At 61.7% G+C, this 20,296-nt stretch carries 21 protein-coding genes; 4 read left to right on the top strand and 17 right to left on the bottom strand.

Going from position 1 to position 20,296, the window contains the following annotated elements; translation table 11 throughout:
- The first annotated feature begins 22 nt into the window (after nt 1-22).
- Together ERE07_RS11050 and ERE07_RS11045 are read left to right on the top strand one after the other, a co-directional pair.
- Entirely contained in the window at nt 23-1,651 is a 1,629-nt protein-coding gene (locus tag ERE07_RS11050; protein ID WP_130008875.1) for a S41 family peptidase, read from the top strand.
- A complete protein-coding gene (locus ERE07_RS11045) occupies nt 1,648-2,427 on the top strand; it encodes a HesA/MoeB/ThiF family protein (RefSeq protein ID WP_130008874.1) in 780 nt (259 codons plus the stop codon). Before ERE07_RS11050 ends, ERE07_RS11045 begins: the two co-directional genes overlap by 4 nt.
- Here ERE07_RS11045 and ERE07_RS11040 read toward each other — a convergent pair.
- From ERE07_RS11040 to ERE07_RS11015, 6 genes are all read right to left on the bottom strand, one after another.
- Nucleotides 2,357-3,196: a pyrimidine 5'-nucleotidase gene (locus tag ERE07_RS11040; RefSeq protein ID WP_130008873.1), complete on the bottom strand. Its 840-nt coding sequence runs from the start codon at nt 3,194-3,196 to the stop codon at nt 2,357-2,359. The two genes, ERE07_RS11045 and ERE07_RS11040, sit on opposite strands and share 71 nt — an antisense overlap.
- A 5-nt stretch (nt 3,197-3,201) precedes the next feature.
- Nucleotides 3,202-4,101, bottom strand: a complete 900-nt coding sequence (gene argB / locus ERE07_RS11035) for an acetylglutamate kinase (RefSeq protein ID WP_130008872.1) — start codon at nt 4,099-4,101, stop codon at nt 3,202-3,204.
- Between the two features lie 4 nt (nt 4,102-4,105).
- Nucleotides 4,106-4,600, bottom strand: coding sequence for a peroxiredoxin family protein (locus ERE07_RS11030; RefSeq protein ID WP_130008871.1), 495 nt, complete (start codon nt 4,598-4,600; stop codon nt 4,106-4,108).
- A complete protein-coding gene (locus ERE07_RS11025; protein ID WP_130008870.1) occupies nt 4,597-5,313 on the bottom strand; it encodes a BON domain-containing protein in 717 nt (238 codons plus the stop codon). Before ERE07_RS11025 ends, ERE07_RS11030 begins: the two co-directional genes overlap by 4 nt.
- On the bottom strand, nt 5,313-5,906 hold the full coding sequence (locus ERE07_RS11020; protein WP_167670839.1) for a phosphoheptose isomerase: 594 nt from the start codon (nt 5,904-5,906) through the stop codon (nt 5,313-5,315). Before ERE07_RS11020 ends, ERE07_RS11025 begins: the two co-directional genes overlap by 1 nt.
- Before the next feature lie 70 nt (nt 5,907-5,976).
- Nucleotides 5,977-6,453 carry a YraN family protein gene (locus ERE07_RS11015; protein WP_130008869.1) on the bottom strand — a complete coding sequence of 159 codons (477 nt, stop codon included), beginning with the start codon at nt 6,451-6,453 and terminating at the stop codon, nt 5,977-5,979.
- A 33-nt stretch (nt 6,454-6,486) separates the two neighbouring features.
- On the opposite strand from ERE07_RS11015, the gene rsmI reads away from it, so the two are divergent.
- The gene (rsmI, locus tag ERE07_RS11010; RefSeq protein WP_130008868.1) at nt 6,487-7,419 is read left to right on the top strand and encodes a 16S rRNA (cytidine(1402)-2'-O)-methyltransferase; all 933 of its coding nucleotides are present in this window, start codon (nt 6,487-6,489) and stop codon (nt 7,417-7,419) included.
- Here rsmI and ERE07_RS11005 read toward each other — a convergent pair.
- The 10 genes from ERE07_RS11005 to ERE07_RS10960 all read right to left on the bottom strand — a co-directional run bounded on the left by ERE07_RS11005 (nt 7,416) and on the right by ERE07_RS10960 (nt 15,436).
- On the bottom strand, nt 7,416-8,531 hold the full coding sequence (locus tag ERE07_RS11005; protein WP_130008867.1) for a septal ring lytic transglycosylase RlpA family protein: 1,116 nt from the start codon (nt 8,529-8,531) through the stop codon (nt 7,416-7,418). The two genes, rsmI and ERE07_RS11005, sit on opposite strands and share 4 nt — an antisense overlap.
- Nucleotides 8,528-9,400 (bottom strand): RNase adapter RapZ, encoded by an 873-nt coding sequence (rapZ, locus tag ERE07_RS11000; protein ID WP_130008866.1) that lies wholly within the window; start codon nt 9,398-9,400, stop codon nt 8,528-8,530. Before rapZ ends, ERE07_RS11005 begins: the two co-directional genes overlap by 4 nt.
- A gap of 136 nt (nt 9,401-9,536) precedes the next feature.
- Nucleotides 9,537-10,469, bottom strand: coding sequence for an HPr(Ser) kinase/phosphatase (gene hprK, locus ERE07_RS10995; RefSeq protein WP_130008865.1), 933 nt, complete (start codon nt 10,467-10,469; stop codon nt 9,537-9,539).
- Nucleotides 10,470-10,480: 11 nt separating this feature from the next.
- A complete protein-coding gene (locus ERE07_RS10990; protein ID WP_167670837.1) occupies nt 10,481-10,939 on the bottom strand; it encodes a PTS sugar transporter subunit IIA in 459 nt (152 codons plus the stop codon).
- Nucleotides 10,940-11,191: 252 nt separating this feature from the next.
- Nucleotides 11,192-11,524, bottom strand: coding sequence for a ribosome hibernation-promoting factor, HPF/YfiA family (gene hpf, locus ERE07_RS10985; protein ID WP_130008863.1), 333 nt, complete (start codon nt 11,522-11,524; stop codon nt 11,192-11,194).
- 166 nt (nt 11,525-11,690) lie between these two features.
- Nucleotides 11,691-12,485: an LPS export ABC transporter ATP-binding protein gene (gene lptB, locus ERE07_RS10980; RefSeq protein ID WP_130008862.1), complete on the bottom strand. Its 795-nt coding sequence runs from the start codon at nt 12,483-12,485 to the stop codon at nt 11,691-11,693.
- A gap of 26 nt (nt 12,486-12,511) precedes the next feature.
- Entirely contained in the window at nt 12,512-13,126 is a 615-nt protein-coding gene (gene lptA, locus ERE07_RS10975) for a lipopolysaccharide transport periplasmic protein LptA (RefSeq protein ID WP_130008861.1), read from the bottom strand.
- Nucleotides 13,123-13,842 (bottom strand): LPS export ABC transporter periplasmic protein LptC, encoded by a 720-nt coding sequence (gene lptC / locus ERE07_RS10970; RefSeq protein WP_130008860.1) that lies wholly within the window; start codon nt 13,840-13,842, stop codon nt 13,123-13,125. Before lptC ends, lptA begins: the two co-directional genes overlap by 4 nt.
- A 3-nt stretch (nt 13,843-13,845) precedes the next feature.
- Nucleotides 13,846-14,445, bottom strand: coding sequence for a KdsC family phosphatase (locus ERE07_RS10965; RefSeq protein ID WP_130008859.1), 600 nt, complete (start codon nt 14,443-14,445; stop codon nt 13,846-13,848).
- A 1-nt stretch (nt 14,446) separates the two neighbouring features.
- Nucleotides 14,447-15,436, bottom strand: coding sequence for a KpsF/GutQ family sugar-phosphate isomerase (locus tag ERE07_RS10960; RefSeq protein WP_130008858.1), 990 nt, complete (start codon nt 15,434-15,436; stop codon nt 14,447-14,449).
- 120 nt (nt 15,437-15,556) lie between these two features.
- Between ERE07_RS10960 and ERE07_RS10955 the strand changes: the two genes are divergently transcribed.
- Nucleotides 15,557-16,108: an adenine phosphoribosyltransferase gene (locus ERE07_RS10955; protein ID WP_130008857.1), complete on the top strand. Its 552-nt coding sequence runs from the start codon at nt 15,557-15,559 to the stop codon at nt 16,106-16,108.
- A gap of 122 nt (nt 16,109-16,230) precedes the next feature.
- On the opposite strand, the gene ERE07_RS10950 is transcribed toward ERE07_RS10955, so the two are convergent.
- Nucleotides 16,231-20,169 carry a DUF3683 domain-containing protein gene (locus ERE07_RS10950; RefSeq protein ID WP_130008856.1) on the bottom strand — a complete coding sequence of 1,313 codons (3,939 nt, stop codon included), beginning with the start codon at nt 20,167-20,169 and terminating at the stop codon, nt 16,231-16,233.
- Between the last annotated feature and the right edge of the window lie 127 nt (nt 20,170-20,296).

Raw genomic sequence — 20,296 nt, 5'->3', positions numbered from 1 at the left:
GAAAAACATATCGGGAACATGCATGGGCACTCGCAGGTTAGGCAGCTTCGGTTTGGTGGTAGTGGGGGCGCTGGGCGGTGTGCTGGTCAGCCTTGGTATTACAGCGGCTGCACAGCGGGGCGACCCATTGCCGCTCAAAGACCTGCAGCAGTTTGCCAATGTATTCGGCGCCATCAAAAGCAGCTATGTCGAGCCAGTCACCGACAAGCAGCTCATCGAGGATGCCATCAAGGGCATGTTCAGCGACCTTGATCCGCATTCCGCGTATCTGGACGCCGATGCGTTCAAGGAAATGGAAGCCATTACCCAAGGCGGTTTTGGCGGCCTGGGCATCGAGATCGGCAGCGAAGACGGCATGCCCAAGGTCATTGCGCCCATCGAAGATACGCCAGCGGCGCGGGCGGGCATTCTGGCCGGCGACCTCATCACCCACATTGATGGCAAGCCCACCAAGGGCATGACGCTCAGCGACGCCATCAAGCTCATGCGCGGCGAGCCCAAGACCACCATCGAACTCACCATTCAGCGCAAGGGCCGCGACAAGCCACTGGTCGTGAACATCGTGCGCGATCTGATCAAGGTGCGCAGTGTGCGCAGCAAATTGCTGCCCAACGATATTGCCTACGTGCGCATTGCCCAGTTCCAGGAACGCACCGTGCAGGACCTCACCCGGCAATTGGGCGAGCTGAGCACCAAAGAAAAGCCCAAGGCGCTGGTGCTCGACCTGCGCAACGATCCGGGCGGGTTGCTCGATAGCGCCATCGGCGTCTCGTCGGCCTTCCTCAAGCCAGACGTGCTGGTCGTGTCCACCAAGGGCCGCATCCCTTCATCCAATCGCAATTACTATGCCAAGCCGGCAGATTACATGCGCGGCTATTTCGATGTGGCCGCGCAGTCGGCGTCCGGCGCCAAGGTGGCCGACTGGGTCAAGACCGTTCCCATGGTGGTGCTGGTCAACGTAGGCTCTGCATCGGCCTCCGAAATTGTCGCGGGCGCACTGCAGGATCATGGCCGCGCCAAGGTCATGGGCAATCGCACCTTTGGCAAGGGATCTGTGCAAAGCGTGCTTCCCCTTAGCGAAGACACCGGCATCAAGCTCACGACGGCGCGCTACTACACGCCATCGGGCCGTTCCATACAGGTCACGGGCGTGGAGCCCGACATCACGGTCGACGACACGGCGCAGGGCAATCTGTTTCGCCTGCCACGCGAAGTCGATCTGCAACGCCATTTGATCAACGGCAATGTCGTCGAAGACGAATCGGTCGTGCCCGAAATCGAAGAATCCGAGTCCGATGTCACGCCCAAGATGTTCGAGTTTGGCGGCGACGATGATTATCAGCTCTCTCAGGCGGTCAATTTCCTGGAAGGGCGCCAGGTCAAGCAGAATGACCCCAAGCTGGTGGCGCAGGCCGAAAAATCACGCAAGGGCGCTGACAAGCAAGACGCCGGCACGGCATCGGACACGACGCCTGGCCGCCGTGGCGCGTCTGGCCCTGAGCAACGCAAAGACAAGCCTGCCTCATCCGGAAACAACCACAGCAGCGACAAGCCGGCGGCCGAAAAAAAAACTCTAGAGAAAACCAATAACGGGGCGCCGGTAGAGCATTTCCGCATTACACCCGAAGGAATTATGCCGGTAACGCAATGAATGATCAGCAGTTATTGCGCTATGCGCGGCACATTCTGCTCGATGAGTTTGGTATCGAAGGTCAGGAGCGCCTCCAGCAGGCCAGCGTGCTCATCGTAGGCGCCGGCGGACTGGGCTCGCCGGCAGCCACCTATCTGGCGGCGGCGGGCGTGGGCCATCTGATATTGGCCGACGATGACGAGGTCGAACTCAGCAATCTGCAACGGCAGATACTGCATACCACGCCCAGGGTGGGTTGGCCCAAGGCGGAATCGGGCAAGCGCATGTTGCAGGAGATCAACCCCGATATCCGTATCGATGCGGTGGTGGCCCGATTGCACGGCCTGGCGCTGGACGAACTGGTTTCCCAGGTTGATCTCGTGCTGGATTGCTGCGATAACTTTGCGACCCGGCACGAGGTCAACCGGGCTTGCGTCAAGGCCGGCAAGCCGTTGATCTCGGGCGCAGCCATCCGCTTCGCGGGGCAGGTCAGTGTTTACGATTTACGCCGCCCTGATGCCCCGTGCTACCACTGTCTGTTCCCCGAGCATGAAGGTGCGCGCGAGCTCTATTGCGCAACCACAGGGGTGCTTGGGCCGCTCGTGGGCATCATAGGCAGCACACAAGCCGCTGAGGCAATCAAACTGCTGTCGGGCATGGGGGAGCCCCTCACCGGCCGCCTGCTGTGTCTGGACGCGCTGTCGATGCAGTGGCAGAGCCTGGGATTCACTCGTGATCCGGGCTGCGCGGTATGCGCAGGCCGCAGCGGCCCACCAACAGATGGCCAATCGCATTGATCCGGGCGTCTACGTACAGACCGCGGCCGCTGTACAGGGCGGAAAAAGGCGTGCCAGGATGAAACACATGTACGGTGCGCATGCCGACCTGGCGCGCCCCGCGCAAATTGCGCAAGGTATCCTCAACCAGGATGACACGCCGGGCGGGCACGCCCAGCCGCGCGAGCACCTGCCGCATCAGCGCGGCGGAAGGCTTGGGCCGCATGCGGCCTTGCAGTGTCATGTGGTCAATGGCCCAGAGGCCGTCGAAACAATGCAGGATGCCCAGGGTGTTGAGGACTTCGCGCGCGTAGCGCAAAGGCGCATTGGTCAGCAGTATCTTGCGCCCGGGCAAGCACGCCAGCTTGCGCGCCAGCCCGCGCTCGCTGTGTACCAGCGGCGCGATCTCGAAATTGTGACTGCGTTCCAGGAAATCCCCGGCGCGTGCGCCATGATGGCGCACCATGCCGATGACGGTGGCGCCGTAACGTTTCCAGTAGCGATGTCGTATTTCGTCGGCGGCGGCCTTCTCCAGGCCGAGCGTGTCGGCTACCGCTCGGGACATGGCGGTGTCGATGGCGCCAAAAATGCCTCGCGAGCAGTCATGCAGGGTGTTGTCCAGATCAAAGAGCCAGACGGGGGCGCATTGCGCGCCGCCCGCCAGTTTGCGCACACGATGTTTGTCGGCTTTGCGCAGCGCGGCTCGTCCGGAAGAGGGCAACGCACGGATCGGGGGGCCTGACGCCGCTTCAGGCGGCGCGGGCGAACGGGCACGGCGCAGGGCGGACATGCGTCCTAGTGAGAACTGATCATGGTGCCGACGCCGCGGTCGGTCAGAATCTCGAGCAGCAGACAGTGGGGAACCCGGCCATCGACCACATGCACCGATGTTACGCCATTGCGGGCGGCATCCAGGGCAGACGATATCTTGGGCAGCATGCCGCCTGATATCGTGCCATCAGCAAAGAGTTCGTCGATATTGCGCGCAGACAGACTGCGCAGCAGTTCGCCGTTTCTGTCCAGCACGCCGGGGGTGTTGGTCATCATGACCAGTTTTTCGGCGCCAAGCACTTCTGCCATCTTGCCGGCGACAACGTCGGCGTTGATGTTGTATGCGGTACCGTCCTCGCCATAGCCGATAGAGGAAATGACAGGGATGAACTGATCATCCTGCAGCGCCTTGACGACGGCGGGCTCGATGCGGGTGATGTCGCCCACATAGCCGATATCCAGCCATTGGCCGGGGTTGTCGGCATCCGCCATCATTTTTTTCCTGGCCTGGATCAGGCAGCCATCCTTGCCTGTGAGGCCCACGGCCTTGCCGCCCGCCTCATTGATCATCATGACGATATCCTGCTGCACCTGGCCGCCCAGCACCCACTCGACCACTTCCATGGTTTCGGCGTCGGTGACGCGCATCCCCTGCACGAAAGTGCCTTCTTTGCCGATGCGCTTGAGCGCCGCGTTGATCTGCGGGCCGCCGCCGTGCACGACAACGGGATTGAGCCCCACCAGCTTGAGCAGCACGACATCATGCGCGAAACTGCGCTGCAGCGCTTCTTCTGTCATGGCGTTGCCGCCATATTTGATGACGACGGTCTTGCCGTGAAAACGGCGGATATAGGGCAGCGCCTCGGAGAGTACTTCCGCCTTGACAGTGGCGGGTTGGCTGGCCGGGTCGATGGAAGTGGTCATGTGCTTAACTGGCAAGGGCCTTGTTCACAGTTGTCAGGAATGCCGTCTTGTCGTAATTGCCAAGATAGCGCTTGATAATGTGGCCCTGCTTGTCGATCAGGAAAGCGGTGGGCGTAAGTTTGACGTCGCCGAAGGCCTTGGCCAGCTCTCCCTGCGCGTCGATGACGACAGGGAATGGCAGCTTGCGGGTTTCGGCGTAGTTGAGCACATAATTAGGTGGATCGTACTGCATGGCCACCGCGATGGTTTCATAGCCCTTGGACGACAACGCGTCGTAGTTGGCGATCATGTCGGGCATTTGCGCAATACAGGTGACGCAACTGGTGGCCCAGAACTTGACCAGCACCACCTTGCCGCGCAGGTCCTCGAGGCTGGTTTTTTGACCGGAAATGGTCGTGAACGCCACATTGGGCGCCGCCTGGCTGGTGCCGCCGAATTGCCAGATGCCGATGCCGGCCAGCGCCAGCACGGCAACAAGGCCGATAAGCAGTTTTTTCATTGCACAGGCAAGGCTTGTGGGCCTTCCTCGGTAGAGTCGGACAAGGTATTGGCGGAGCCCGTTGTTTCGGCAGGCTTCGATGGAACCGGCGCGCCTGGGTCGCGCAGGCTTTCCGGTGAAATGATTTCAAACAATTTTACTACCTTGCTCACGCCGCTGACACTGGCGGCGGCCTTGGCGGCGCGCTGGCCTTCGGCGTCTGTGACCTTGCCGAGAAGATAGACCACGCTTCTTTCGGTTTGCACAACGATGGTGCGGCTGGGGACTTCTTTGGTGTTGATGAGCGCGGTGCGCACCTTGGACGTGAGCCAGGTGTCGTTGGTGCGCACGCTGAGCTCGGTGAGGGTGCCCACGCGAAGCTGGTTGACCACGCGGTTGACCTTTTCTACCCTGGAAACGACGCTTTCGGCCTTTTGCTTGTCCTGCTCGGTGGGGACGTCGCCCGTGAGCAGCACCACGCCGGCATACGAGGTGGCCGCAACGCGTGCGCGGTCTTCGAACAGCTTGCGCATTTCGGATGCGGCTTTGAGCTCAATGGACTGGTCCTCGACCTGTTCGCCTGCGGTGCGCCGGTCGGTGGCAACGACAGCGGTGGTTGCGGCGGTGCCCCCTACCACCAGCAGGCCGCAGCCGGACAGTGGTGCAATCGAGGAAAGCGCAAGGCTCGCCAGCAGCAGGCGTTGAGCGATGGAGCGTTTGGACGTGGCAGGCATTACAGAGTGTCTCCGAGCAGTAGCGCATCGATGCCGTCGCAAAGGGCATGAAGCAGAACGATATGGACTTCCTGGATGCGCATGGTGCGGTCGTGAGGAACGCACAGGTGCACATCGGTTTCGTTGAGCAATGTGGTGATCTGGCCGCCGCCTTTGCCGGTGAGGGCAATGATGGACATCTCCCGATCGTGGGCTGCCTCGATAGACCGGATTACATTGGGCGAGTTCCCGCTGGTGGAGATCGCCACCAGCACATCGCCGGGCTGCCCGAGTGCATTGACTTGCCGTTCGAAGATCGAGTCGAAGCCGTAATCGTTGCCGACGGCTGTAAGAATGGAGGTGTCTGTGTTGAGCGCGATGCCGGCCAGCGGCAGGCGGTCGCGCTCGAAGCGGCCGACCAGTTCGGCAATGAAATGCTGCGCATCGGCTGCCGAGCCGCCATTGCCGCAGGCCAGCACCTTTCCGTTATTGGCCAGGGTGCCGAAAACCATGTCGACTGCCGTTGCCAGCGGCGAGGCGAGCTCTTGCGCACTGGCCCGCAGGGCATCAATCGCATCATCGAAATGCGTTGTCATGTGGGAAGTCATGTCCATGAGCACAATTATCTCATGTTCAAACAAAAACGATGTCAAGGGACGTAACGCGTGTACGTACGCGGGAGGGTCAGGTTGAAAACGCGTTGCGTATCCAGTGCAAGGCGCCTGGCTCCAGGCTCACGACATCAAAGCGGCAGGGCGGTGTGCGCCCCGCATAATAGCGCCTGCACAGCGTCGGCAGCCAGGCGTGAGCGGCGCGAACCAGCCTGGCCTGTTTTTCGAGCGTCACGCTGGCGGCGGCGCCGCCAAACTGGCTGGATTGCCTCAGCCTTACCTCGATGAATACCAGGGTGCCGCCATCGTCTGCCACCAAGTCTAACTCTCCTGTACGGGTGCGCAGGTTGTGGCCTAATATAGTCAACCCCTGCGTTTCAAGATGGGCGCGGGCGGCCTGCTCGCCCTTGTGTCCTGTGCGCTGGGTAGGTGAGCGCGCAAGCAGTTCGTCGGCAACCCGCCTTGTGTCGCGCGCGCGCTGTCGCGGGCGGCGCGCCTTGCGGTGTCGGGCGGCGCCGGCCAGTTCGTAGGTCAGAGTATCATCGGCCATCAATCGCTTATTCAAGGTATTCTGAGTCGCAGTATGCACGAAATTTCCGCTTCCTCAGGCGTCGACCAGACATGGAAACGTCTCACTGAGCGCGTCGACGCTCAGCACTGGCCGGTGGCCACCCTCTATGTGGTGGCCACGCCTATTGGCAACCTGGGCGATCTTAGCCTGCGCGCTTGGCAGGCGCTGTCGCGCTGCGATGTCATTGCGGCCGAAGACACGCGATCCAGCCGTGCTTTGCTGGATGCGTGGGGCGTGCAGACGCCCCTGATCGCAGCTCACCGGCACAACGAAGCCCAGGCCGCTCAGGCCATTGTTGAGCGCCTGTCGGCGGGCGAGCGTGTCGCGCTGGTGTCCGATGCCGGGGCGCCAGCGGTCAGCGACCCTGGCGGACGCATCGTGCGCGCCGTGCGCGAGGCCGGCTACGGCGTTGTGGCCTTGCCGGGTGCCAGCGCCGTCATCACGGCGCTCATGGCCAGCGGCGTAACATCCGATGAAAACCCGGCTTTTGTATTTGCTGGATTTCCACCTCCCAAGACCACGGCGCGGCAAAAATGGCTGCGTGGCTGGTGCGCAGTGCCGGCACCGATCATTATGTTCGAATCACCCCATCGGCTTGAGGCCACCGTGCGCGACCTGCTTGCGGTGTGCGGGCCTGCGCGGCGGCTCACGCTGGCGCGCGAGCTCACCAAGCGCTACGAGCAGGTGCATACGCTGGCGTTGGCCGACGCCGCCGGCTGGCTGGCCCAGGATGCGCACCGAAGCCAGGGGGAGTTTGTGCTCATTGTGCACGAGGCCGAGCAGGTATCGCAGGAGGACGGAGAGGTCGACGCCGCTGCCGCCACGATGCTCGATGCCTTGCTGGAAACTTTGTCGGTACGCGATGCGGCACGCGTCGCGGCCAGGGTGACCGGGCTGCCGCGCGATACGCTTTATGCCATGGCGCTGGCCCGGCGAGGCGACTAGCGCAGCGCCATGGTGGAGTTCATGCCGGTTTCCTGCTCGATACGCAGGGCGGCATTCACGGCTTCGGTACGCGACGCATACGGCCCGATACGAACCCGATACAGATCGCCGGAGGGCTGAACCCGCGCTACGCGCGTTTCAACCCCCATGATCTGCGCGTTGAGCTTGTGGGCGAGCGCATTGGCTGTGCTGGACGCGCTGAATGCGCCGAACTGCAGGAATACCTGGCCGGCCCCCCCGGTAGGATATGGGGCCTGGGCTGAGGGCGCGCTGGGGCCGGGCGTGTCTCCCTGAGCCCGCGTCTGGGCGGCGGGTGCAGGGCTGTCACCAGGCGCTGGGGGCGGCCCCGCATTCGTGGCGGAAGACAGCGCGAGAGCCTCCAGGGCATCCGGAACTGGCTGTGGCGTCGTGGCGGATCCATCCGACGACACGGTATGCATGGTCAGCTTGGGTTCCGGCGCGACGTCCGGCGTGTCGCGCGCCATCAGATGAGGCTCGGGCCTGGGCAAGTCGGTGTCGATGCCCGGCCCCGGCAGCCCTTCGCGTATTTGATCGTTGGTAATGGCTTCGACGATGACCTTGCCGCTGCCCGGCCCGATCAGCCCGAGCTTGGACGCCGCGACATAAGAAAGGTCGATAATGCGCGAACTATGGAATGGGCCGCGGTCATTGACGCGCACGATAACGGATTTGCCGGTGCTGGCGCGCGTCACGCGGGCGTAGCTGGGCAGGGGGAGCGTGGGATGGGCGGCCGTCATGGCGTACATATCGTAGATTTCGCCATTTGCCGTCTTTTTGCCGTGGAATTTCCGGCCATACCAGGAGGCTGTGCCCTCCTGGCGGAAGGCATCGTTGTCCTTGACGGGGATATATTGCTTGCCGAAGGCAGTGTAGGGCCGGAAGTTGGCCGGCGTATGGGTTTCGATGCGCGGCACTGCGTTTGGTATGTTCTCGATATCCGAGGGAATGTTGGATCCGGGGCCGTCATCCTTGTAGTACCCCTCGCCTTGAGTGCTGCGGCTGGTAGGCTTGTCGCCGGTGCCGGCGCAGCCGGCCAGCACGCTTGCCGTCAGAATCAGGGCGAAGGTCGTATAAGTGCTAAATCGGTTCATGGAATGTCTGGCGGCGGCTGATTGCGATGCCTGATCAGCAGTGGTGAGTGGTCGGCGAATCGCAGGGCAAGCTGTTCAGTGACATACACCGAACGGTGCTTGCCCCCTGTACAGCCGATCGCGACCGTAAGATAGTTGCGGGTATCCTGCATGTACAGCGGCAACCAGCGGCGGATAAATCCGGCGATATCCTCGATCATGGTTTCCACGCTGCCAAATTGTGACAGCCATTTGGCGACCGGGGCATCGCGCCCCGTGAGCGGGCGTAGCTCACGGTCGTAGTGGGGGTTGGGCAGGCAGCGCACGTCGAAAACCAGGTCGGCGTCGCCCGGTACGCCACGCTTGTAGGCGAAGGATTCAAACGTGAGCACGACAGGCGCGCGGTCTGCCTGAACCAGATCGCGCACCCAGGCGCGCAACTGCCCGGGCGTAAGATCCGAGGTATCGATGACGTGTTCTTGCTCTCGCAGTGGCGCAAGCAGTTCGCGCTCGGTGTCTATGCACTCCTGCAGCGAAGGCGATTTGCCGCCTTGCTGCAGGCGGTCGGTCAGTGGATGGCGGCGGCGGGATTCCGAGTAGCGCTGCTGCAGCGTATGGTCGTTGGCGTCCAGGAAAATCACCCTGAAGGCAACCCCTATGGACCGCAGGCTGGTAATGACGCCAGGCAGCTCGACAAGGTCGCCGGGCGTACGCACGTCTATGGCAACCGCCACCCGCTCCAGTTCGCTTTCGCGCGTGCTGGCGATGAAGTCATGCAGAAAACGCACAGGCAGATTGTCGACGCATGTGTAGCCGGCATCTTCCAGCAGACGCAAGGCGACAGATTTACCTGATCCAGAGATTCCCGTGATGAGTACAATCTTCAGCATGTTTGCACGACGCTTCCGGTAAAGGCGGGCCGGCGATGCCGGGGCCGCCCGGGGGCTAACAAAATGCGCCAGCGTTTAGGCTTGCGCTGCACAACCTGCCCAGGCGCCCGGCGCACAGGCAGGCAAGGGCCGTTGGTCAATCGTTGCGGCCGCTGCTTTCCATGATGGCAATGGCTTGCCGCTCGATGAAGTCGCCCATGGTGTCGATGCCGCGCAACGTGAGGATGGTGTTGCGTACCGCGGCTTCGACCAGTACGGCGAGGTTGCGCCCTGCCGCAACCTGCAGCATGACGCGGCGAATGGGCGTACCGAGGATGTCTTGGGTTTGATCCTGCATGGGCAGGCGCTCGAAGGCGTCTGGTGTGGACCGTATCAGGTGCACGACCAGCTTGAGTTTCATTTTACGCCGCACGGACGTTTCGCCAAATATGGTGCGTATGTCCAGCAGACCCAGGCCCCGGACCTCCAGCAGATTCTGCAGCAACGCGGGACACTGGCCTTCGATCACGTGGGGGGCGGTGCGCGAAAGCTCGACCGCGTCGTCGGCCACCAGCCCGTGGCCGCGCGAAATCAGCTCCAGCGCCAGTTCGCTCTTGCCCAGCCCTGATTCTCCCGTGATGAGCACGCCCACGCCGAGCACATCCATGAAAACACCATGGGCGGTGGTGCGCGGCGCCAGCCGCTTGCCCAGGTAGATGCGCAGCAGGTCGATGAGTTGCGCGGCATCGATAGAGGTGGCCAGCAGAGGAATTTGCTGCAGATTACAGAACTCGATGAGGTCGTCCGGCGGGTTGACGCCTTCGGCCATGAGTATGGCGGGCACCCCCCCTGTCACCAGGTCTTCGAGGTGGTGAATGCGGCGCTTGGCGTCGAAGCGGGTGTAGTAGGCCAGCTCTTCGGCGCCGAATACCTGTATGCGCGAGGGATGGATAAGGTTCAGGTGTCCGACCAGGTCTGCGGCGGACATGCCCAGATCCGGGATGAGGCGATGCGCGGCGCCTTGTCCGCCGACCCAGGTAAAGGGAATGCGGTCTGCGTTGTCGCTGACAAGTTCCTGGATGGTAAGCATGGCGTGGCTTCTCAGGCCGCCGGCCCACTGGTGAGCAGGCGATGGATCTGCGCTGGATCGGTTTCGGTGGCCAGCGCCTGGCGCAGATTGGGGTCTGCCATCAGCCGGGCGATTTCAGCGAGAAGATCCAGGTGCAGCTGGGTGGCAGTTTCTGGCACCAGCAGAATGAACAGCAGGTTGGCCATGCGGCCATCGGTGGCATCGAAGCGCACGGGATCCGCCAGGCGGATAAAGGCCCCACACGGTTCCTTGAGGTCTTTGATGCGGCCGTGCGGAACGGCGACATGGTGCCCCAGCGCGGTGGACCCCAGTCGTTCGCGCGCGATCAGACTGTGGAATACCGTTGTGCGTGCAATGCCTTGGTGGTTTTCGAAGAGCAGGCCTGCCTGTTCGAACGCCCGCTTCTTGCTTGTAACGGCCAGGTCGAGCACGACATTCTGCAGGGGCAGGATACGCGACATTAGATTCATAAGCGCCATTATATGAGCTTGGAGCCAACGGGTGAAAATAGCATAGATTTCGGGTTCAGTGTAACCGGGACAGTCGTTCGGGCGCAGCGAGGGCCGGGGCACGTACGGAAGCGCTGTTGCGCGAGGGGGAAACCGGCCTTCATTAAATGCAAAGGCCTCAATCATCCACTTGATCGAGGCCATGTTGCTGGGTTCCCGGTGCGGGTCAGCCAAGCAATTGCTTGCTGTGTCGCGGCGGGTTAGCCAGTGCGGTTACTGAGGTGCAGTAATGATTTCTTGCCTTTTGGCGGGTTCATGCGAGTAGTCCTGGGACTTGTTTTTGTACTTGATGACTTGCCGGTCGAGTTTGTCTGCGAGCAAGTCTATGGCAGCGTACAGGTTTTCGTCGACCGCTTGGCAATGTATGTCTTTGCCGCGTACGCGCATGGTTACATCAGCGGTGTGCCGGAGGCGTTCCACCGAGAGTATGACCTGTGTGTCGATCACGTTATCGAAATGCCGCAACACCCTTGCCATCTTGTTAAGGACGTATTCGCGGATGGCGGGGGTAACTTCAAGATGACGCCCACTGATGCTCAGGTTCATAAAGGACTCTCCTTGCAAAAAAAGTTGCGCCTATAGCGCGGTGTACTGCGGTCTTTTCTCCTCTTCGTAAGCTACGGGTAATAATTTCAGTGTATAGATTATGCAGCGTAAATCAAGTGCCATTCCGTGGTGGCGGGCGTATTCCCTAAGACGCGCCGGCGAAGTGTTACATCTTGAAGTTCTTGCCCAGGTAGACCTTGCGCACCGCTTCGTTGTCGATGATTTCGCTGGGGTGCCCGTTGGTAAGCACCTTGCCTTCGCTGATGATGTAGGCGCGATCACAGATGCCCAGCGTTTCGCGTACATTGTGATCAGTAATCAGCACGCCGATATTGCGGTTCTTGAGAAAATGCACGATGCGCTGGATTTCGATGACAGCGATCGGGTCAACCCCCGCGAAGGGTTCATCCAGCAGAATGAAGCGTGGATGCGTGGCCAGGGCGCGGGCGATTTCCACGCGCCTGCGTTCGCCGCCCGAGAGCGAGATGGCCGTATTGCGGCGAATATGGCCAATCTGAAGTTCGTCGATGAGGGACTCCAGGTTTTCGCCGATACGCGCGGCGCTGAGCGCCCGCCCATTTTCATCATGCTGCAGCTCCAGCACGGCCCGAATGTTTTCCTCGACGGTCAGACGACGAAAAACGGAGGCATCCTGGGGCAGGTACGACAGGCCCAGGCGCGCTCGCTTGTGCATGGGCATGCTGGTGATGGTGGTGTCGTCGATTTCGATGCGGCCGGAATCGGTCGGCACGATACCAACAATCATGTAAAAGCTGGTTGTCTTGCCAGCCCCGTTAGGACCGAGCAGGCCGACAACCTCACCGCTGTCCACCGATAGGGAAACATCATGCACAACAGTGCGTTTGCCGTAAGTCTTGCGCAGGCCGGTTGCCCGAAGACTGCCGGGTTGAGCATTGGGTGCGCGCGTGGGGGCCGCTTTCGACAAAGGGGAATCAGGCATAAAACAATCCAGGTCTTGGCGGGCCGCTACTGGGTGGAAGCGGATTTTTTCTGGCATTCGGCCAGCGCGGCGTCCACCTTGGCGCGAGGGTGGGCCAGGGAGCGTACGCGTCCGCCGCTGGCGGCGGACTGCGGGCCGCTGAAGGCTTCGTAGGTGTCGGTTTTCTGGTGGTAGATCACGCGCTCGCCCTTGATGTTGTCGAAGGGCTTGCCGCAAACATACCGGGTGATGATGGCCTGTCCTATCATTTCGAGCTCTTCATTCTTGCCATCGTATTCGGCGCGCAAGCCCTGCGCTTCGATTACTTCGTATTTTTCGGGATTTTCCTGGCGCACGTGCACGAGCTTGCCCTTGTCCGCCGTGGCAGTGCCGAATTGGAAGCCGTCGGCATCTTCGCGCATGGTCAGTTGGTCAGACGTGAGCTTGAGCAGGCCGCGCGTCATGATCACATTGCCTGTGAACACGCTCTGCCGCTTGACGTCGTCGTAGTGCAGCGTGTCGGACAGAATCAGGGTGTCGGGTTCTTCGGCGGGCGCGGCGGATGAAGCGCTGCTGTCCTGGGCCAGCGCCTGGCCGGCGGCCAGATACATGGCGGCGGCGAGTATCCCGGTGGCGTAACGGTGCAAGGGTCGTAGGATCATGGTTTTTGTTCTGTGGTTCCGGAGCTGGGCGTTCCGGAAGAGGATGGATTGGGGATGAGGGTGCGCTGCCGGGATGGCGAGGCCTGCTCCGGCTTATCCTGCGTCGGCGACGCGGCAGCATCATCCGATGATTTGTCGCGCGATTCGGCGCCGGATATCTTGACGTCGGTTGCCGAGAACACGCGCAGTTGTCTGGTGTTGTTATCGTAACGCATGCCCTTGCCGTTCATGGTGGATTTGCCGTGAACCACCAGGGCGGGCAGGCTGGTTTCGACGATATTGTCGTCGGGCAGCAGGGTGAGCCGCTCGCTGGTGACATCCAGCGGCTGATTTTCCGCATCCGGCATGCGGTGTACGTGGGCGTTGCCTTGCATGACGATGCGCGCGCCGTCCTGGTCCATGATGGCGATATCAGAGGTGCCGATGGTCACGGGCGACCCTGGTTGCTGCCCGACCGCGCGTGCTACCGTGATCTCGTAAGAGTCGTCATCCGGAAAGTGATGCATCTGATCGCCTTCGAGCCGGTTGATGGCCATCCCGGTTTCGTCGGTGCGAACCATGACGAAATTGCGGGCCCAGGAGTCGGGTTCGTGGGTAATGCGGCGCGGTGGGTCTATGGGGATGGCGCGCTGCGCATAATCCGCCGCCCACCAGGTGCCCAGCACCAGAGCAAGCAGCAGCAATATCGCGATGAGCGCGGGGGCACGTTCTTTCATGGGCTACTGGATGGCTCCGCTCATGCGCATGGCGTTGGGCGCGAAAAACGCCCCTAGCCTGCGCTGGGAGGCCAGGATAAGGTCGCAGCATTCACGTACTGCGCCATCGCCCCCGTGGCGCGAGGAAATCCAGTGCGCCGCCTGGGATACATAGGCAGGCGCGTCTGGCACGCTCGCTGCAAATCCGACGCGCTGCAGTGCGGCGAGATCAATGATGTCATCGCCCATGTAACCGATTTCAGCCAGCGTACAGCCCTGTTGCTGCGCAAGCTCGGCGATCACCCGCGCCTTGTCGCGCACCCCCTGGTAGACCAGCGATATGCCCAGTTCGGCGGCGCGCCTTGCCAGAATGGGGCCTTCGCGGCCGGTAATCAGCGCCACCGTAATGCCGCTTTCGCGCAAGAGCTTCAGGCCATGGCCGTCGAGCGCGTGAAAGCATTTGATGAGTTCGCCATGTTCGCCGTACCAGAGACGGCCGTCGGTGAGCACGCCGTCAACGTCGAAAGCCATGGTGCGCACCTGGCGGGCGCGTTCCACGACGGCGGGAGAGATCCTGGCCAGGATCAGGGCTTCGGCGGGATGGGAAAGATCGGACAGTTTCATATCAGATTACCTTGGCGGCCAGCAGATCGTGCATGTGCAGTGCGCCTAATAATAGCCCGGTCTCGTCGATAACGAGCATCTGGCTCATGCGGCCGGCATCCATTTGCGTGGCGGCCTCGACGGCCAGCGCGCCCGGGGCGATGGATTTGGGATGGGGTGTCATGCCGGTGCTGACGGTCAGGGGGCGAATATCGCCATGGCTGGCGATGAGCCGGCGCAGGTCGCCATCGGTAAAGATGCCTAGGGGATGACGGCCATCGTCGATGACAATGGTCATGCCCATGCCTTTGGCAGACATTTCGACCAGCGCGTCAGGCACCAGGGTGTCGGATCGGACGATGGGCAGGGCATCGCCCTTGCGCATGATATCGCGCACCAGCGTGAGCAAGCGGCGCCCCAGTGCGCCACCCGGATGCGAGCGGGCAAAGTCTTCGCGGCTGAAACCGCGGGATTCCAGGCAGGCGACCGCAATGGCGTCGCCGAGAACCAGCGCGGCGGTGGTACTGGCGGTGGGAGCGAGGTTCAGCGAGCAGGCCTCCTGTTCGACATGGGCATCCAGGTGAAGATCCGCATTGCGGGCGAGATCGGATTCTGGATGGCCGGTGATGGCGATAAGGCGAGCACCCATACGCTTTACGACCGATAGCACGGTGATGAGTTCCTCGCCTGATCCGGAATAGGACAGGGCAAGCACGATGTCTTGGGCGGTAAGCATTCCCAGGTCGCCATGGATGGCTTCCGCGCCATGCATGAAAAATGCAGGCGTGCCGGTAGAAGCCAGGGTGGCGGCAATCTTGCGGGCGACATGGCCGGATTTGCCGATGCCTGTGACGACAATGCGCCCCGCACAGCCCAGAATCATGTCGACTGCCTGCTCGAAGCTGCCATCCAGGCGTTGATCCAGCGCCTGCAAGGCGGCGATTTCGATGCCGAAGCTGCGGTGAGCGGATGCCAGGATGGCGCTTTGGCCAGAGGAGGGTAGGTTCTTCATTCAACGATTTTAATCAATCCTGCTGGCTGCGGATACCGAACAGAGAGTTGCCTGCAAAGTGCGCGGGCGCGGTATAGTGTGGCTTCTGGTTTTCTCCTGTTTTCTTGGCAAATCACCACCATGCACACTGACCCCGCCGACTACGTTCGTTCAACGATACGTAGCGTACCTGACTGGCCCAAGCCAGGGATTATTTTTCGCGACATTACCCCCGTGCTCCAGGATCCGCGCTCCTTCCGCGTGCTGGTCGATCTGTTCGTGTATCGCTACATGCGGCACAGGCTGGATCTGGTGGCCGGCATTGATGCCCGGGGCTTTATCCTGGGGTCGGTGCTCGCCTACGAGCTGAACCTGGGTTTTGTTCCGGTCCGCAAAAAGGGCAAGCTGCCGTTTCGCACGGTGGCAGAAGAATATACGCTTGAATACGGCAATGCGTCAGTCGAAATGCATACCGATTCAGTGCGCCCTGGCCAGCGTGTCCTGCTGATCGACGATCTGATCGCCACCGGCGGCACCATGGTGGCAGCGTCCAAGTTGCTGCAGCGCCTCGGGGCCAATGTCATTGAAGCCGCCGCCATCATCGATCTGCCTTATCTGGGGGGATCCGAGGCGCTCAAAGCCACAGGGCTGCCTTTATATACGGTCTGTAGTTTCGATAGCGAAGCCCCCTAGGCTGCGCGCCCTGCCTGGCGGCAGTCGGCGGGGCGCCGCTGACCGCCTGCCGCGCACGCTTTATTATCGAAAGGCGCGGCAGCCAGGCCATGCCTGGCTGCCCATGTCGCCGTCGCGCAGGCCTATACCAGCACGCGTTCAATGCCGCCCTGGTTGGCATCCCGCACGTAGTTCTGCATCCAGTCTTCGCCCAGGATATGGCGGGCCATTTCAATGACGATATAGTCCGCTTCCATGCCTGTGTCGCCCTCGTAGCGCGACAGCCCCTGCAGACATGAAGGACAGGATGTCAGCATCTTGATGGGCCCGCTATAGCCATCCGAGCGCAGCGATGCGACGTTCTTGCCCAGCTCTTCTTCCTTGCGGTAGCGGACCTGCGTCGAGATATCGGGCCGCGATACCGCCAGCGTGCCGGATTCGCCGCAACAGCGGTCCGTCTTGATTGCGTCATCGCCCACCAGGCTGCGTACGGTTTTCATCGGATCCTGCAGTTTCATCGGCGTATGACAGGGGTCGTGATACATATACCGAACCCCCTGTATGCCCTGAATCTGCATCCCTTTTTCCAGCAGGTACTCGTGAATGTCGATCAGTCTGCAGCCGGGGAATATTTTCTCGAATTCGTACCCCGCCAGCTGATCGTAGCAGGTGCCGCAACTGACCACCACCGTTTTGATATCCAGATAGTTCAGGGTGGTGGCCATGCGGTAGAACAGCACACGGTTGTCGGTAATGATTTTTTCGGCTTTGTCCGTCAAGCCGTTTCCGCGCTGCGGATAACCGCAGCACAGGTAGCCGGGCGGCAGCACGGTCTGCACGCCGGCATGCCAGAGCATGGCTTGCGTGGCCAGCCCCACCTGCGAAAACAGCCGTTCCGAGCCGCAGCCCGGGAAATAAAACACGGCCTCGCTGTCGGCCGACGTTTGGGCCGGATTTCTGATAATGGGGATATAAGCCGCGTCCTCGATATCAAGCAGCTTGCGTGCGGTTTGCTTGGGCAGGCCGCCCGGCATTTTCTTGTTGATGAAATGAATCACCTGTTCGCGGATGGGGGCCTTGCCCACCGTGGCCGGCGGACGATCCGCCTGCTTGCGCGTGGGCGCGGCCAGGACATCGTGCGCCAGGCGCTGTGCCTTGTAGCCGACTTCGACCATCGCGGTGCGGGTGGCCTTGATGACGCGCGGATCTTTGGCGTTCAGGAAGAACATGGCTGCCGACGTGCCGGGGTTGAAGGACTTCTTGCCCATGCGGCGCAGCAGCGCGCGCATTTCCATGGAAACATCGCCAAAGTCGATATCCACCGGACAGGGGTTGTAGCATTTGTGGCAGATGGTGCAGTGGTCGCCAACGTCTTCGAACTCTTCCCAGTGCTTCAGGCTTACGCCCCGGCGGGTTTGTTCTTCGTACAGAAAAGCCTCGATCAGCAAAGAGGTGGCCAGTATTTTGTTGCGCGGCGAGTAGAGCAGGTTGGCGCGCGGAACGTGGGTGGCGCACACGGGCTTGCATTTGCCGCAGCGCAGGCAATCCTTGATGGCGTTGGAAATGGAGCCGATCTCGCTGCGCTGCATGATCAGGGACTCATGGCCCAGCAGATTGAAGCTTGGCGTCCAGGCGTGGCGCAGATCAGCGCCGGGCAGCAGCTTGCCCGCATTAAAGCGCCCGGTGGGGTCGATACGGCGCTTGTAGTCCTGGAAGGGGGCCAGTTCTTCATCGGTGAGGAATTCGTACTTGGTCAGGCCGATGCCGTGTTCGCCTGAAATCACGCCGTCCAGGTCGCGCGCGATCTGCATGATGCGCGCCACCGCCGCATTGGCTTCATGCAGCATGTCGTAGTCATCCGAATTGACCGGGATATTGGTGTGCACGTTGCCGTCGCCGGCGTGCATGTGCAGCGCAACGAACACGCGACTCTTGAGAATGCGGTCATGCAGTGCCTGGATGTCGGCCAGGATGGCGGCATGGTCCGCGCCGGCAAAGCAGCGCTCCATGGCGCTGCGCACTTCGGCTTTCCAGGAGATGCGTATGGTGTGATCCTGCACCACATCGAAAATCGTTGCATCGGCCTGATGGGCCAGCCGCTGGGCCAGCGCAGGCAAGACGGCTTCCAGGCCCAGCTCGCGCAAGGTGTCCATGTGCTGCGCCAGGGGCAGGTCGAGATTGTCCAGCAGCCAACGCCACCGTGTCCGCACGATTCTGACGGTGTCCAGCGCATCCTGGCGCCGGTCGGCGAGCAATTCCTCGCGCGCATGTTCCGCGTCGTCTTGATCCGCGATCTTGCCCGTCGGCAGGTCGCCTTGCAGGAATGTTTCCAGTTCGTCCAGGAAGCGCAGCTTGTTGCGTGTGGACAGCTCAATGTTGATGCGCTCAATGGCGTCGGTGTACTCGCCCATGCGATTGAGCGGAATAACGACGTCTTCGTTGATCTTGAACGCATTGGTGTGGCGGGCGATGGCTGCGGTGCGCGCCCGGTCCAGCCAGAATTTCTTGCGGGCTTCGGCGCTGACTGCCACAAAGCCTTCGCCATGGCGGGTATTGGCAATACGCACCACCTCGCTGGCCGCCAGGGCGACGGCATCGGCGTCGTCGCCGACGATATCGCCGATCAAAACCATCTTGGGCAGGCCGCCACGCTTGCTCTTGGTGGCATAGCCCACAGCGCGCAGATAGCGCTCGTCCAGGTGCTCCAGGCCCGCCAAAATGGCGCCCCGGGCGCGGCCTGGGCCATCCAGGTAGTTCTTGACCTCGACAATGGAGGGAACGGCGTCGCGCGCCTGGCCGAAGAACTCCATGCAGACTGTGCGCGTATGGGCAGGCATGCGATGCAGCACCCAGCGCGCGGCGGTAATCAGACCGTCGCAGCCTTCCTTTTGCACGCCGGGTAGGCCAGCCAGGAATTTGTCGGTGACGTCCTTGCCCAATCCCACCTTGCGAAAGCTTGCGCCGGGGATGACCAGGGTTTCGGTGCGCAGCGGGAGGGTGCCCGGCAGGGCTTTGCCATCGGACCACTTGAGCTCGAACCGGGCTTCGTCCACATCATGGATCTTGCCCATGTTGTGATCCAGGCGCGTGACGTCCAGCCAGTTGCCCTCGGGATCCACCATGCGCCACCAGGCCAGGTTATCCAGCGCCGTGCCCCATAGCACGGCTTTCTTGCCGCCGGCATTCATGGCAACGTTGCCGCCCACACAGGACGCGTCGGCCGAGGTGGGATCTACCGCGAACACAAAGCCGGCGGCCTCGGCGGCTTCGGCAATGCGGCGGGTGACCACGCCCGCGCCGGTGAGAATGGTGTGCTCGGGGTGGTTCAGGCCGGGCAGGTCGGTGGCCTGAACAGGACCAATCGTGTCGAGTTTTTCGGTATTGATGACCACCGATAGCGGCGACAGGGGAATGGCGCCGCCGGTATAGCCTGTGCCGCCCCCGCGCGGGATGATGGTCAGTTCAAGCTCGATACAGGCGCGCACCAGCGCGGCCATTTCGTTCTCGTGATCGGGTGTGAGCACCACAAAAGGGTACTCCACGCGCCAGTCTGTGGCGTCTGTTACATGCGAAACGCGGGACAGGCCATCGAACTTGATGTTGTCTTTATGGGTAATCTGGGACAAACGCCGGACCACTTTCTTGCGCAGTTCGGCGGTCTGGATGAAATCCTGTTCGAACTGGGCAACGGCTGTGCGGGCCGCGGACAGCAGGCCGCCCACCTTGGTGTCGCGCGACGACACACTGGCGTCGCGCCGCTGGTCGATAGCGCTCAGCCTGTGCTCAAGCGCATGCGTGAGCTGGTGGCGGCGCTTGGGATTTTCGAGCAAATCGTCGAACAGGTAGGGGTTGCGCTTGACGACCCATATGTCGCCCAGCACCTCGAAGAGCATGCGCGCGGAACGGCCGGTACGGCGCTCGCCGCGCAGGTCGGACAGGAGTTGCCAGGCTTCATCGCCCAGCAGTCTACAGACGATCTCGCGATCGGAGTACGACGTGTAGTTGTAGGGAATTTCGCGAAGGCGAGGGGCTGCCTCGGCAGCCTGGGTGGCAAGCAAATGACTGGCTAGGGGGGCGTTCATGACCGGAAGAAAATAGGGCCCTTAAAGATATAGTGTAAGGGATAACACTGCGTTGTAGGCAAATGGCTGGCGCGCCGGTCAAGCGCCGGCCATTTGTCCCTGCCAGCGAGCCGCCGGAAAGGCGGCG

It is taken from the genome of Allopusillimonas ginsengisoli (genome assembly GCF_004153455.1).
GTDB lineage: Bacteria > Pseudomonadota > Gammaproteobacteria > Burkholderiales > Burkholderiaceae_B > Allopusillimonas > Allopusillimonas ginsengisoli.
This window is presented reverse-complemented; position numbering and strand designations above follow the sequence as displayed.